Source organism: Pantoea allii (genome assembly GCF_046529425.1).
GTDB classification, from domain to species: Bacteria; Pseudomonadota; Gammaproteobacteria; order Enterobacterales; family Enterobacteriaceae; genus Pantoea; species Pantoea allii.
In genome coordinates this window covers 2,395,213-2,409,937 of the sequence record NZ_CP125958.1, presented here as the reverse complement: position 1 = coordinate 2,409,937, position 14,725 = coordinate 2,395,213, and the positions used below count along the sequence as shown (strand labels likewise).

Here is a 14,725-nt window from a genome sequence, read left to right as displayed (position 1 = left end):
CGTTTTACTTATCCTTTAACGCCTGCTGGAAGCGGTTAAACCCTTGTTTCAGCCGTTCTGCGTCGAGTCCGCGCAGAATAAAAACCAGCTTCGATGTTTCTAAATCCCCCGGCCAGTCATTCATGTGTACCGGCGGATGTAACGTATGCTGAACCCCGTGGATCACCACCGGCGCACTGCTGCCGCTGAAGCGTAAAATGCCCTTCATTCTGAGTACCGATCGTCCATGGCTATGTAACAGCATTGACAGCCAGATAGCAAACGCCGGCCAGTTCAGTTCGTCTTCCAGCGTGATCACGCAGGTTTGTGTCAGAGGGTGATGATGCGTCGCCTGTCCGGTCAGACTGTACGCGGCGCTGCCCACGGCACCGAGCCAGCGAAACCGCTGCGCGTGCGTGCCTTTTGCCAGGCGCAGCGCAAATAACGCCTCAGGTTCGGCTAGTGCCTGCGCTGTGTCACTCAGTTCCGCCATGGGGTTTAAACCGGCAAGCCAGGTCTGCAGCGCCATCATCTCGTGGTGATCAATACGATCGCGTTTGCTGAGCAACAGTTTATCGGCCGCACTGACCTGGGCTAACCATTCCGGCTGATGGGCCGACTGGAGGCGAGCGTGCTCGGCATCCACCAACGTGACCAGCGTTCCCTGACTGAAATGGTGCTTGAGTAGCGCATCATGCAGTAACGTCGACAGAATGGGCGCGGGATCGGCCAGACCGGTGGTTTCGAGAATCACCTGGCTAAACGGCGGCAGTTCGCCGCGGGTACGGCGTTCATACAGATCCAGCAGGGCCGTTTTCAGTTCACCGCGAATCTGGCAACACACGCAGCCGCTGGGTAACAGCACCGTATCCGGTGCCACTTCATTTAACAGATGGTGATCAATGCCAACTTCACCAAACTCATTAACCAGCAGCGCCACATCGTTGAGATTTTGATGCGTCAGCCAGCCTTTCAGCAACGTGGTTTTCCCACTGCCCAGGAAACCGCTCAGGATATGCAGCGGCAGTTTTTCATGTTGCATAGCCGCTCCTTTTTGGGCCATCAGAGCGCCGCCAGCCAGGTTTCATCCAGCGGATCGAGGGTGCGTTTTGTCATCTTCTCCGCTTCTTTCCACAGCAGGTCCAGCGAGCTGACCATGACCTGCTGCCCGGTCGGGCTGGACAGCACCCAACTGGTGTGAAATCCCGTTAAGCTCAGGCGCCAGGGTTTGAGTGCCCGGTTAAGCAACGCCAGTTGCTTCAGACGCAGCTGGCGCTGGGGCAAGTCGTTTTCCAGCGCGTCGCTCCACTGCGGGCCGTTATCCAGTAATCCACACATTCCACACATAACCAGCTCCTTAGGGCATAACATCGCCGGAATTAGGCCCCAGCGTCTGACCGACAAACAGATTGCCGCCCGGCTCACTGGCGAGTAGCAGCGCGACCGGTGCCACCTCTTCTGCCCGCCCAAAACGCCCCAGCGGCAGCTCCGCGGCCTTGGCGGTTTTCCACGCCTGATTGATGCCGTCAATTAGCGGGGTTTCGATCGGTCCCGGCGCAATCGCGTTCACCAGCACATTGTCTGAAGAGACCTCAAGCGCCAGCGATTTGGTAAAGCCGATTACGCCCGCCTTCGCGGCGGCGTAATGGCTCAGTTCGGCACCGCCTTTGATGCCTAACTGTGACGCAATGTTGATTACCCTTCCCCAGCGCTGCGCCAGCATCGAAGGCAGCGCCCGCTGGGTTGCCAGAAAGACGCTGCGCAGATCGACCGCCATCATCTGCTCCCACATCGCCAGCGTGATGTCGGTGCAGCGGGCCTGGGTCAGCATCCCGGCATTGTTAACCAGAATATCAATCCCGCCGAAGCGTTCGAGGCAGGCATCCACGCCCGCCGTCGCCCCGTCCACCTCACCGACATCGGCCACCACGCCAAAGCACGGCGCGTTCAGCGCGCCACAGCGCGCGACCATCGCCTCCAGTTTGTCGCCGTCGCGGTCAGTCAGTATCAGCTGCGCGCCCTCCCTGGCAAACAGCGTGGCAATGGCGGCCCCGATTCCGCTGGCCGCGCCACTGATCACACAGCGTTTGTTTGCTAACTGCATACTCTCTCCTTAATCAGGCCAGCGAACGGTCAGGCCGCCATCGACAATCAGGCTTTGCCCGGTGAGATAACTGCTTTCTTCGCTGGTCAGAAACGCAATCGTCTTTGCCACCTCCTCGGCCCGACCAACCCGTCCCAGCGGAATCGCGTGGGCCGCCTTCGCCAGCCCTTCCGGGCCAAGCGAATTTTGTTTGTCCAGCGACTGAGGCGTTTCGATCAGGCCGGGGATAATCGCATTACAGCGCACGCCGCGCGGTGCCAGTTCGACGGCCAGTGACCGGCAAATGCCCGGCACGGCAGCTTTGGCGGCGGCGTAGTGCGCATGTTCCTGCCAGCCATAAACCCCGCCCGCAATCGATGACACGGCAACCAGACTGGCCCCGGTCTGAAGATGCGCGGCGGCGGCGCGGAACAGCCGCATCACGCCTGTCAGATCGACATTCAGCATTTCATCCCAGCGCGCATCGCTCATCTCATCAATCCCTGCGCGGCGCAGAATACCGGCGTTGGCGACCACGTAGTCAAGCCGACCAAAGTGCTGCACACCCTGGGTGATAAACGCATCGGCTGAGGCGGTTGAAGCAACATTGAGCGGCAGCCAGAGCGCATCGCCGCCCGCCGCTTCAACCTGCGCGGACGCCAGCGCCGGATCGTGAGGGTCCTGCGGGTAGTAACCCGCAATCACCCGCACGCCGCGTTGCGCATACAGCGTTGCCAGCGCCAGACCAATGCCGCTGGCCGCGCCGCTGATGGCAGCAACCGGCGTTCCCTTATCATTCTGCATGTGCTGTCCTTAAGCCTGAGGCTGGGTAGAAGCGGTAGCGACCTGGCTATCCCGTTGCGTCACCGGGCGGGCAAACAGAATGATAATGCCCGAGACAAAACACGGCACTGCGCCGAACCACAGCGCGGCGTCCTGCCAGTGTCCGCCCTGGCTCAACACCGAGGTGGTGCCGACACCGGCCACGATAGCGCCCACGGGACCCATCGCCATGATCAGTGCGCCAGCGGTGGCGCGGATGGCCGTCGGGAAGCTTTCACTGATAAAAAACAGGGCCGCAGCATAGGGGCCGATCAGGAAGAACAGCCCTACGCTGTACAGGGCAACGATGATGGCAAAGTTGTCCGGACAGAACAGCATGGCAGCAAAGGCAATACCGCCCAGCATCCAGCCTCCGGCGATGGTGTTGCGGCGACCAATGCGATCACCGAGCCAGCCGTGTGCTAAATAACCGCAGTAGCCCACCAGGTTTGAGAGAATCAGGATCAGCAGCGAGTTATTAAATGACACGGCATGGGTTTTGGTAATCACCGTGGTGCCCAGAACGCTGAAGATCTGAATCGCGAACCAGTTCAGCAGGATAGCAATGCCCAGCACAAGCGTAGAACGCAGCGCCGTTCCCCGAAACGCCGAGGCAAAACCTGACTTAGGCTGATCTTCATAAGGCACTAAATAATCCGCGGCCACCTGACGCGCATCTTTATCATTACCCTGCTCGCGCAACGTTTTGATTTTTTTCTGCACTTCAAACTGTGGCGTTTCTTTGAGCCGGAGCGCCAGCAATGCGATGACTAACGAGGGACAGGCGGCAAAGATAAAGCTGCCCTGCCAGCCAATGATCGGCAACAGAATGGCGGTCAGCGCTGACGCGACCAGCGCACCCACGGGCCAGCCGCCCTGCACCAGGCTGTAAACGAAGCCCTTGCGTTTGTTGAGCTTGGGATCGTCCAGTGCGCTGTACAGCTCTGACAGATAGGTCGCGTTTACCGTCTGCTCTGCGTAACCCAGACCGGCCACGGAACGGATGGCGGTTAGCGCGCCCTTGCCCCATAAGCCGCCTATCGCGGTCAGCAGCGAGCACAGCGCGGCGCCTCCGACCGTGATCACAATCCCCATGCGCCGCCCCAGCCTGTCAACCAGTGGGCCAATGGCCAGGGCGATTACCGCCCCACCAAAGGCTACCCAGGTGGCAATCTCCGACTGCTCAACTTCACTCCAGCCAAAGTGTCCGCCGATTTCCGGCAGCAGCGTGCCGAAAAGGATGAAGTCATAGACGGCAAAAATCCAGGCGAAGAAGGCAATCCATGTGGCGAACTTCACATCCCTGATGGTTAACTGCTGCGGCTGCCAGCCATTTACAGATTTTTTTTTGTAGATGCTCATGTCGCGATCGCTCTGCTAGATAAAGGAAAGAGACTTAACGCGGTTTGCGCGCTAAGAAGTCGTCTGCGATTTCGTCAAAAGTGACAAATCGCACACCCTGGTGGCTTTGGATGTACTTGATCAAACGTTCCAGCATCAGCAGAACCTGCGGGCGGCCTGAAACGTCGGGATGGATAGTCATGGTAAACACGGCGTAGTCGTTTTCGCGGTAAACCCAGTCAAACTGGTCGCGCCAGATCTCTTCCAGATGACGAGGATTAACGAAGCCGTGGCTGTTTGGCGACTTTTTGATAAACATCATTGGCGGCAGATCGTCGAGATACCAGTTGGCGGGGATTTCCACCAGATCGGTCTCTTCACCGCGCGCCAGCGGTTTCATCCAGCTGTCGGGATGCTGGCTGTAATCAATTTTGGTCCAGCTGTCGCCAACGCGAACGTAGTAAGGATGAAAGTCGTTGTGCATCAGGCTGTGGTCATACTTAATGCCTTTTTTCAGCAGCAGTTCATTGGTCACATTGCTGAACTCCCACCAGGGCGCAACGTAGCCTGTCGGGCGTTTGCCAGCCAACTGGGTGACCAGCTCAATACTGCGGTCCAGCACGGCTTCTTCCTGGGCAGGCGTCATGGCGATGGGGTTTTCATGGCTGTAACCGTGCACGCCAATTTCATGACCCGCATCTACCACCGCTTTCATCTGCTCGGGAAAGGTTTCAATCGAGTGACCGGGAATAAACCAGGTGGTACGTAACTGGTGCTCGGCAAACATTTTCAGCAGACGCGGTGCGCCTACTTCGCCGGCAAACAGGCCGCGTGAGATATCGTCCGGGGAGTCTTCACCCCCGTACGAGCCCAGCCAGCCCGCCACCGCATCGACATCCACACCAAATGCACACAAAATTTCTTTAGCCATGATTCATTCCTCTGGAGGAGTTAAGCGCAGACAGACGTGTCTGCTGTGAACGTGCCTGTTACCGTGCTGGCAGCATGAAGAAGCCGGCGATCTTCGCCAGCAGGAAGGGAAAAAAGCAGGCTGGTAGGCAGCCCGTCTGAATCGGTTCCGGTCGGAAAAGCGATACCCGGCATGTCCAACAGGCTGCCCGGCATGGTTAACCGCAACGTGGCCAGATTGGTGTCGGCAAACAAGGTGCTGTCACGCATCAACGGCGCAAGTTCCGGTGCGGTATGGGCGACGGTGGGCGTAATTAGCACCGCGCCATCCAGCTCTGCGGCGAGCGCCTGTTGCCACTGTTTACGCTGGGTAAGAAAGGTCGTGAGAACCGCCGGGTCCTGATGGCTGGCGGCAAGCAGTCGGTCGCGAACGCGCGGGTCCATTACCTCCGCGTCAGGCGAGGCTAACAGCTCGCGATGCAGCAGCCAGGCCTCACGTCCCCCCGGCCAGCCGTTGTCTTCAATCCACGCCAGCGCCTGGTTAAAGGCCGCCAGAGGCGCGCGCTCGATGTCAAATCCGGCAGCCGTCAGCTGCTCTAACCGGCGATAACCGTTGTCGCGTACCGCGGGTTGGCATGCGGCCAGTAAGGCGTCATCGAAACGAAAATGCGGTGCGGGAAAACGCATCTTTTCCCGTCCGCACAGGATGTCATCCAGGGCGATGGCATCACGCACGCTTCGGCAAAGCGGTCCGACCGTGTCCAGCGACTGCGCCAGAGGATATACGCCGTCCATCGCGTAACGGTGGCGGCTGGCGCGATAGCCAATGGTGCCGCTGAATGCGGCGGGAATGCGTATTGAGCCGCCGGTGTCGGTGCCAAAGGCAATGCAGGCCAGCCCTTCGGCGATTGCCCGTCCGGCACCGCTGGAGGAGCCGCCCGGCGCATAAAGGTGCGGCGTGTTTGTACGGATGGCCGGCGTGCCAAAATAGGGATTTAATCCCAGGCCGGAGAAGGCAAACTCACTGAGATTGGTTTTACCCAGCGTCACCAGGCCTGCAGCCGAGCACTGGGCCACCAGCGCCGCGTCCTGCTGTGCGACAGGGACATTTTTTCGCGTGGCCGATCCGGCGGTGGTCTGGCTCGACTGAATATCGAACAGATCTTTCCAGGCCACCGGAATGCCATCCAGCGGACTCAGCGGGCGGCACTGCTGCCAGCGCAGAGTTGAGGCTTCAGCCTCGTCGCGGGCACGCGCGGCGGTAATGGCGATAAAGACAGAGTTGGCGTTTTCTGCCGCCTTCAGGCAGGCCTCGGTAAACGCCAGCGGTGACAGACGCTGTTGTGCATAGAGTGCACTGATGCCCAGTGCATCAATCTGACCAGCCATAAATGACTGACGAACGTTTTCGGCCTGCACGCGATCACCTTTAAATGTATATTACGTTTCAATGTACATTTGAAGATAGCAATAACGGTGCCACAAAAAGCACTGTTAAGTTGCATAATTGTGATCGTGTCGATCATTAAAAATAAAAAATGATTTTAATCAGATGCTTATCTATCGTTGTTTAATTTTTATCACGTCATGGCAGAATAAATGGCGCGCCCACATTAAATGTATTAATTTATAACTGATCCATTATTGGGCGCGGTGCACTATATCAGTGCTGCATCAGTGCTGCGCAGCGCAGGCATCGGGAGTCGTGTCAGGTATGCTAATGTGGCTGGCAGGACGGGGAACTGAAGATGACACAATGCAAAACAAGGTAAATGGGACTGACATGGACGATGCAGGTTCTGCGCGTTACGAGAGTATCCGGCAGGTTTTACTGAAGGTTTTTCAGCAGGATGGCGTGCCTGAGGGGCTGGTATTACTGGAAGGTCCCCTGGCGCAGCTGTTTGGCACCAGTCGTGTTCCCGTCCGGCGCGCGTTAAGCATGCTGCACGAAGAAGGCTGGATTGCCCGCTTTGAAGGGCGAGGCTTTATTGTTGCACGTGATAATCAGGAAGTGGAGCCTGTCCGCATTGCGCTGACGCGGGAGTTGTTCGGCCTTGAACAGCGCGATGAACTGGTTGATACCCGCAGCACGGGTGAAAAAGTGCTGGAGAACCTGCAAGGTATTCTTTCTACCGCCATGGTCTTTGGCTGCTATCAGGTTGATGAACTGGGCGCCGCGAAACATTACAACACCAGCCGCGCGGTAATACGTGAAAGCCTGATGCGCCTGCGTGACAAAGGACTGGTGGAAAAAGAGCCCTATTCTCAATGGCTGACAGGGCCGCTAACTGCGCGTGAGCTGGCCGACCATTTTGAGATCAGAGCGAACCTGGAACCTGCGGCATTATGCAAAGCGGGCGACCGGCTCAGTGTGGCCTGGCTTAATGAACGACTCGATAACGTCCAAAAGTACCGAGGCAAACAGCTGAACCCCGCTGAACTCGAAACGCTGGAAGAAGATCTGCATATACGCTGCCTTGAACCCGCCGGAAATAAGCTGATGATGCAAATTTTGCGGCAAAATCAGTCGCCGTTTATTGTCACCCGCATTTTTTATGATCTGCTCAAAATTCCCGTCGACAGCGCAATGCTTGATGAACACGGTCTGGTTTATGAGTTTTTGCTGAAACGAAACTGGGCGCTGGCGGCGGCCTGTATGCGAGACCATCTTGAGCGGGCGCAGGTCAGGACGTTGCAGCGTCTGAAAGTGTTGTCGGTATTACCGGTGCCTGAATTGCCGGTATTTATGGAGCGCCAGTAAAAATGAAACTGAGAGCCAGATAAACATCAGGCCGGCCTGGCTCCGGCTGCCGCGTTAAATAATCTGCGCAATTGTCGGGTGTAATCGTAAATTATCAGCCCAAAATCGCGTTGCCTGTAAAAATGCGGCTGTTGCGCCGCATTATCGATATAGCGATGAATCCTGCGGCAAGCCCTTCACGTGAATACACCGCGCGTTACCTGCCCGTCTTTCACCTGACGCTGCTTGTGTTAAGAAGACTTAATGTAATTGTTAGCTTATAATAACTTCGCTTTTCAATAACACTAACAAAGCTGCAGCCTGCTGAGACGGATCTCACGCCATTTTCCTTATATGTCGGGAACCCTTTTCAGTATTGCCAGATAATAAACAGCTTGTCCCTCCCACCGACAGTTAGCGAGCTTATTATTGTGAATAAATTAACGGCATTGAAAAAAGGATATGCAAAGGTCTTTTTATGGCTTTTGCTCACGCTGTTTTTAACCCCTGCTATTACGTTGACGTTTGCCAAATACGGCAGCAACGAACTCGACAAAGAATATACGCAAATCTTTATCGATGATGCGCGTGCGCAAAATCAGAATGTGGGGAAATTAACGCGTTTCCTGCAAGCTAATCCCCCATCCACCGTGTGTGGCCCTGTCGCCGACGATCTGCTCGACTATAAAAATGCCGTCTGCGGCCCGGGTTCTGAGCTGTCGCAATTTTATCTCATCGGCAAAGTCGCCTTGTGGACAATGGTTTTCAGCGGCGTCATTTTGCTGATGATTTTACTGTTTAGCGCCCTGGCCTTTAAAAGCAGACAAGGACAGTTACTCAGTCTCAGGCTCGCTCGTCCCTTTCTGATGCTGGCGTGCTCGTTGCAGGTGCTGGTACAGGGCGGGATGCTGGTATGGCTGTCGTTCTGGGGCACCGCCTTTTTCACGCAAAAATACTATCCAAAGCTGGTGCTGCTGGTCGCACTGCTGGTTTTAGCCGGTATGTATTACATGATCAAAGGCATCTTTAAAAAGCTGCCGCCGGAGGACAGCATTGAAGGCGACGTGGTGACCCGTGAAGCCGCCCCTGCGCTCTGGGCGCGCGTTGATGCGCTGGCCGCGAAGGTCGGCACCACGTCACCGGATCACATCATTGCCGGGATCGATACCAACTTCTACGTGACAGAAGCCCCGCTGAGCGTGAATGATCAGCCGCTGCAGGGCCGAAAACTGTATGTGAGTATTCCCCTGCTGCGTCAGCTCAGTACCGCACAAGCGGATGGCGTCATGGTGCATGAACTGACGCACCTGCATGAAGGCGATACCGCGTCGGGTGCACTACTGGGGCCGAAGCTGCACCGGTTTGATATGTACACGCATTTGATGAGTGAGAATCTGGCAACGCTTATCGTTTTCTATCCGCTCTATCTGTACCGGCTGTTTTTTGAACTGGCCTGGCAGCGCAACAGTCGTGAACGCGAATTTGTCGCGGACCGAAATGCGGCAACGCTGGTTTCCTCGTCGGCGATTATCGAATCGCTGATCAAAATCTCAGCCTATGCCAGCTATCGCTATGAGGTGGAGCGTAAGCTTTTTGAGAATAAAACGCTGTATGAGAATGAACCTGGCATCAGTCAGGCGATCGCAGCCGGTCTGCCTCACCATGTTAGTTCTTCCGATTTTGTCAGCGCGATGCGCGAACAAAACATACCGCATCCGTTTGATTCGCATCCCCCGCTGTCTGAAAGGATGCGCAACGTTAACTATTCTGTGGAAGATGCAGATTATGCCGCTATCGCCGCGACCTCACCGGCAGACAGTTGGGTCGATCTGATCCCCGTAGCCGATCAGATTGAACAACAGCTCTGGCAGAAATATGAGCGTGACTTTACGTCGCAACATGAAGAGAGCCTGGCCTGGCGTTATCAGCCAACCGGTGAAGAAGAAACGGCGCTGGTCTTAAAGTACTTCCCGGATGTGCCCTTTACGCTCAAGGATGGCTCGCAGTTGACCATTACCTGGCAGGGCATTGTGCAGCCACAGTCCGCCGGGCTGCTGGAATGGGATAATGTCAAAAACATCAACGTTCTCCGTCAGTTCGGCAGAGATATTTTATATGTGCAGCATGTCCAGCCCAATGCGCAGGGCAAAAAGCGCAGCAAAATCCGCTTACCGGGTCTGAAAAAAGAGATTGAGAACGTTAAGCACACACTCAACTATTACTGGCATCGTCACCAGACCGTGCAGGCGCTGAAGGCACAGGAACTCGCCGAAAACAGCCAGGGCACGGCGTAACCTCATTCGTCGCTGGCGTGCCAGCGACGGTTTTATTTCCCGCCTGCTAACAACGGTTGCCGTTAAGTGTCAGTACGAACCCGTTATCGGCCTGTCGCCGCTGTTGCTTCGACCTCCAGTAACACACCGTAGTGAAGTTCAGGAACGGGCACGATGGCTCTGGCGGGTTTCCACGCGCCAAGCCATTGTGCATACAACGTATTAAATTCCGCCCAACGTTCGACATCGACCAGATAGACTCTCACCATCACCAGATGATGCTTGTCCAGACTTTCCTGCTGCAGGCAGGCCTCCAGATTAGCCATTACCTGCAAAGCCTGTTCGGCAAACGACGCTGTGCTGAGCATTTCGCCCGCTGACGTAACCGGCAACAGGCCGGAGATAAACATCATCCCCGACGCCAGAGCATAATGTGAATAGTGGCCCGGATGCGGTTTGTCGTGGATATCGTGCGCGTGTATCACTGGTTGCATCTTTCCTCCTTACATCATGCCAGGCTTTTTCATGCTGCTCCCGTCACGGAAACGGGAATAGCGGAACGCGACAGGATCGACAATCGGTGCATCCCCGGTCACCAGGTCCGCCGTCAAACGTCCCGCACCGGGGCCAATGCCAAATCCATGACCGCTGTAGCCGGACGAGAGGATAAGTCCCGGAAGCTGCGGCACGGTTGAGATGACCGGAATGTCGTCCGGCATACAGTCAATCACGCCGCCCCAGGCCTGGCTCACACGAAGCGATGCCAGTGCCGGAAACTCGTTGCCGATGGCCGCCAGCCCTTTTTCGACGACGCCGTCAGAGACCTGCGGGTCCAGTACACGGGTTTTCTCGAAGGGTGAAATGCCCTCCATGGACCAGCTCGCCCGCGACTCTGGGCCCGTTAAGAAGGACGCCAGCCGGATTTTGGTGTGAAGATTTAAGCGGCGAGCTTTATATAACGGGAAAAACTCGCGGGCATAGCGTAATCCCTGAAAGCCCGGTTCCAGTCGTCCGGTTCCCGACAACGCAATGGTATATCCGCCGTCCAGTCGTGGACGACAGGCAAAAGCATCCGTGTAAAAAGGCATGGTGATGAGTTGCTCAACGGGACAGGTACGAAACGCACTGCCAATCACGTTACCGGCCGGTAGATCGATGCCGTGACGGCGACAAAACAGCGATGTCCAGGCACCGGCGGCGCACACTACGCTGGCGGTTTTTATCAGCCCGCGTTCTGTGATCACCCCACTGACGCGCCCTGCCGAAATATCCAGACCGCGCACCGCACAGCGCTGAAACAGAAGTGCGCCCTTTTTCACGGCGGCTTCCATCAACCCCGGCGCGGCTAACGCCGGATCGGCGTGACCATCATCAGGTGAATGTACCCCGCCATTCCAGGCAGTGGTACTGCCCGGCGTCATGGCTTTGGCCTCGGCGGCACTGAGCATCCGACTGCGAATACCGTACTGCTTCGCCATTTTTCCCCAGTTATCCCAGTTGCGGATATCTTTTTCCGTCCGCGTGGCATAGACCAGCCCGCTGGCACGAAACCCCACGTCCATGCCAATTTCGTCACTCAGCGCATGCCAGCGTTGCAGGGCATGCATAATGAGCGGAATCTCCCGCTCATCGCGGTTAAGCTGACGGCACCAGCCCCAGTTACGGCTTGACTGCTCTGCCCCGACCAGGCCCTTTTCGATCACGGCAACCCGATAGCCTTTTTGCGTCAGTTCCCAGCAGGTGGCTGCCCCTGCAATTCCTGCACCGATAATCACCACATCCACCGAATCGGGGAAATGGATACTGTCCTGAACAAGTCTGAGCGGTGCGGGCATAGTCTGTGCTCTCCAGCGAAGGTGTTAGCTGATTAAAAATCGATTAATACACTTTTGTAGCGCTGACAGGACTCAAAGGCCTGCCTGCCAAGATCCTTGCCAAAACCGGACCCCTGGAAGCCCCCGGTTGGGATGATAAAGTCCCAGGTCCGACGATAACGATTAATCCAGACCGTGCCGCTATCCAGCGCTTTCATCAACCGCATCGCACGCGGCATGTTCAGAGTATGCACGCCAGCACACAGGCCAAAGACATTGTGCTGCGCCAGTGCAAGGGCTTCTTCTTCATCGCTAAACGTCTGAATGGTCAGCACCGGTCCGAAGATCTCCTGCTGATTCGCGACGTTATCCTGACTGACACCGGATAACAGCGTCGGTTGCCAGAACCAGCCCTGCGCGGTGTTTTCGTAGCGTTGACCGCCCGCCAGAATGTTCGCACCCTGTGCCACGGACTGCGCGATAATCGCCGCCACTTTTTCACCCTGACGCTGGTCGATGAGCGGACAGTAACGGGTGGATGCCTGCCAGGTCATACCGGGCACGGGTTTCTTGCACAAGGCAATCAGCTTTTCGATCACCGCTTCTGCTATGCCTTTCTGGATGATCAGGCGCGTGCCTGAGACGCAGGCCTGGCCAGCATTCACGGTGAAGCCCAGAAACAGACGCTCGGCTATCTCGTTGGCATCGCCTGCATCATCAAACACCAGTTGGGGACTTTTTCCACCCAGCTCCAGCGTCACCGGTTTGGTGCCGTGCAGCGCGGCCTGGCTCATGATTGCGGCGCCGGTCGCAGTGGACCCCGTAAAAGACACTTTTCTTACCTGCGGATGCGTGACCAGTGCATTACCCGTAACCTGCCCGCCGCCCTGAATCACGTTGAGCACGCCTGCCGGAATGCCCGCCTGCACCGCCAGCTCAGCCAGCCGTGCGGTGGAAAACGGCGTCAGCTCAGAAGGTTTCAGCACCACCGCATTGCCTGCCGCCAGGGCCGGCCCGCACTTCCATGAGGCCATCGACAGCGGGAAATTCCACGGCGTAATCGCACCGATCACCCCATAGGGTTCCGGCACCAGCATTCCCAGGCTGCTGCTCTGGGTGGGAAAAACATCGCCGCTGTATTTATCTGCGCATTCTGCATAGAAGCGCAGGGCCGCCGCAGTAAACGGCACTTCAATATTGCGGGTGTCCGTTATCGGACGCGTGGAACCGACCGCTTCGAGTTGCGCCAGGTAATCTCTGTCGCCGTCGATTAAATCTGCCCAGCGGGAAATCGCCGCTCCCCGTTCCCGTGGTGAACAGCTTGACCAGCCGCTGCTGATGCGCTTTTCGTCCGCAATAGTCACCGCATCAGCTACTGTAGCGGCGTCCGCCTCGTTAATGTCGGCATAATGCTGACCATCAGAGGGACGTTTGATGCCCAGCGTGCGGCCGGATGCAGAAACGAACTGGCCGTTGATAAAGTGGCCGGTAGAAAGACGGACCTTATCTGGATCAAAATCTGACATGATGTCCTCGCACAATGAATGAAAAAACGCCCGGCTACCAGCCCACAACCCGTTGCCAGACTTCATGTTCGCCGTTCCGGGTGTCGATCACCTGGTAATGCGTATGCATCGCGGCGGTCGCACAGGCATGATTGGGCAGCACGCGCAGCACGGTGCCGAGCGGGAAGTCTGCCGTCGAATAATCACCGTAATGTGGCAGCGCAATAATCCCGTGTTCCTGATTCGTGGTCGTCAGGAGCAGCCCCAACGGACAACCTTCGTCGTCGCACACCAGCCCATAACCATAATCGGTATGCTGAGCGGCGGTGCCGCGATCGCGTGACATGGCCATCCAGCCTGCATCGACGAAGATCCAGCCTTTTTCGTGATTGTGCCCGATCACCGTGGTGACGACGGAAAGCGCGATATCGTCGCGGGTGCAAACGCCCAGGTTGTGCATAAACAGATCAAAGGTGGAAAATACCCCGGCTCTGACTTCGGTCACGCCCTGCAGATCATGGGCCGCATGCGCCGTCGGTGTGGAGCCTACGCTGACCACCGGGCACGGAATCCCGGCGGCACGAATATGATTTGCTGCCGTGACAGCAGCCTGACACTCTTCCTGTGCGGCAAGGATAATCTCCTCCTGCGACCGGCAGTGGTAAGACTCACCGGCGTGCGTCATTACACCTTCCACCACCATCCCGGCCTGGTGCAAATGACGGGCAATCGCCGTCAGCGCCGCGTCAGCAGGTTGAATTCCCCCGCGATGGCCGTCGCAGTCAATCTCGATAAATACAGAAAAGATCACCTGATGTTGTAAGCCGTAGTCGCTGACGGCCTGTGCCTGCGCCATGCTGTCCAGCAACACATGCACCTGTTTCCCGTTGCGGCGCAGGGCGGCAACGCGGGGTAATTTACCGGGCGCAATGCCCACCGCGTAAAGCACATTGCTATAGCCGGCGGCGGTAAAGGCCTCGGCTTCGGCCAGGGTAGAAACGGTGGCAGGCGAAGACAGATCCTGCAGCAAACAGGGTGCCGCCTGGAGGGTACGAAGTGTTTTGAGATGCGGGCGAATCTGACAGTGCTGTCCTTCAATCCGCTGGTATAACCGATTGATATTGCGTTCGAACTTAACTTTATCTAACAGGAGATAAGGTGTCGTCAGGGTTAAATGATTGAGCATCGTCGGCATTCCTGTAGAGGTTTAGTTGATGCTCTCATCGTTTAAATCTGTTTAAAATGCGGTCATGCCCAAT

Annotated in this window: 13 protein-coding genes; 2 read left to right on the top strand and 11 right to left on the bottom strand. The window is 56.7% G+C overall.

Annotated features, from left to right (window positions below; genetic code table 11):
* Positions 1–4: 4 nt before the first annotated feature.
* From QNH99_RS11355 to QNH99_RS11325, 7 genes are read right to left on the bottom strand one after another with little or no spacing between them, the layout of a single operon-like run.
* Complete coding sequence (locus QNH99_RS11355) at positions 5–1,021, bottom strand: CobW family GTP-binding protein (RefSeq protein ID WP_410516674.1); 1,017 nt, start codon at positions 1,019–1,021, stop codon at positions 5–7.
* Positions 1,022–1,041: 20 nt separating this feature from the next.
* Entirely contained in the window at positions 1,042–1,326 is a 285-nt protein-coding gene (locus QNH99_RS11350) for a hypothetical protein (RefSeq protein ID WP_063879654.1), read from the bottom strand.
* 10 nt (positions 1,327–1,336) lie between these two features.
* Positions 1,337–2,083 carry an SDR family NAD(P)-dependent oxidoreductase gene (locus QNH99_RS11345; protein ID WP_063879655.1) on the bottom strand — a complete coding sequence of 249 codons (747 nt, stop codon included), beginning with the start codon at positions 2,081–2,083 and terminating at the stop codon, positions 1,337–1,339.
* 9 nt (positions 2,084–2,092) lie between these two features.
* The gene (locus tag QNH99_RS11340; RefSeq protein ID WP_410516673.1) at positions 2,093–2,866 is read right to left on the bottom strand and encodes an SDR family NAD(P)-dependent oxidoreductase; all 774 of its coding nucleotides are present in this window, start codon (positions 2,864–2,866) and stop codon (positions 2,093–2,095) included.
* A gap of 9 nt (positions 2,867–2,875) precedes the next feature.
* Positions 2,876–4,246, bottom strand: coding sequence for an MFS transporter (locus QNH99_RS11335; RefSeq protein ID WP_256852598.1), 1,371 nt, complete (start codon positions 4,244–4,246; stop codon positions 2,876–2,878).
* A 34-nt stretch (positions 4,247–4,280) separates the two neighbouring features.
* A complete protein-coding gene (locus tag QNH99_RS11330) occupies positions 4,281–5,156 on the bottom strand; it encodes a polysaccharide deacetylase family protein (RefSeq protein WP_063879658.1) in 876 nt (291 codons plus the stop codon).
* Between the two features lie 20 nt (positions 5,157–5,176).
* Complete coding sequence (locus QNH99_RS11325; protein ID WP_410516672.1) at positions 5,177–6,553, bottom strand: amidase family protein; 1,377 nt, start codon at positions 6,551–6,553, stop codon at positions 5,177–5,179.
* A 295-nt stretch (positions 6,554–6,848) separates the two neighbouring features.
* Between QNH99_RS11325 and QNH99_RS11320 the strand changes: the two genes are divergently transcribed.
* Together QNH99_RS11320 and QNH99_RS11315 are read left to right on the top strand one after the other, a co-directional pair.
* The gene (locus QNH99_RS11320) at positions 6,849–7,895 is read left to right on the top strand and encodes a GntR family transcriptional regulator (protein WP_172897128.1); all 1,047 of its coding nucleotides are present in this window, start codon (positions 6,849–6,851) and stop codon (positions 7,893–7,895) included.
* Between the two features lie 404 nt (positions 7,896–8,299).
* On the top strand, positions 8,300–10,168 hold the full coding sequence (locus tag QNH99_RS11315; protein WP_410517671.1) for a M48 family metallopeptidase: 1,869 nt from the start codon (positions 8,300–8,302) through the stop codon (positions 10,166–10,168).
* An 83-nt stretch (positions 10,169–10,251) separates the two neighbouring features.
* Here QNH99_RS11315 and QNH99_RS11310 read toward each other — a convergent pair whose 3' ends face one another.
* Genes QNH99_RS11310 through QNH99_RS11295 form a run of 4 tightly spaced genes read right to left on the bottom strand, consistent with a single transcriptional unit; the run spans position 10,252 to position 14,652 of the window.
* Positions 10,252–10,641, bottom strand: a complete 390-nt coding sequence (locus QNH99_RS11310; protein WP_096010588.1) for a RidA family protein — start codon at positions 10,639–10,641, stop codon at positions 10,252–10,254.
* Positions 10,642–10,650: 9 nt separating this feature from the next.
* Positions 10,651–11,982: an NAD(P)/FAD-dependent oxidoreductase gene (locus QNH99_RS11305; RefSeq protein WP_410516671.1), complete on the bottom strand. Its 1,332-nt coding sequence runs from the start codon at positions 11,980–11,982 to the stop codon at positions 10,651–10,653.
* A gap of 32 nt (positions 11,983–12,014) precedes the next feature.
* On the bottom strand, positions 12,015–13,487 hold the full coding sequence (locus QNH99_RS11300; RefSeq protein ID WP_410516670.1) for an aldehyde dehydrogenase family protein: 1,473 nt from the start codon (positions 13,485–13,487) through the stop codon (positions 12,015–12,017).
* A gap of 34 nt (positions 13,488–13,521) precedes the next feature.
* Positions 13,522–14,652: an alanine racemase gene (locus QNH99_RS11295; RefSeq protein ID WP_410515328.1), complete on the bottom strand. Its 1,131-nt coding sequence runs from the start codon at positions 14,650–14,652 to the stop codon at positions 13,522–13,524.
* Positions 14,653–14,725: the final 73 nt, after the last annotated feature.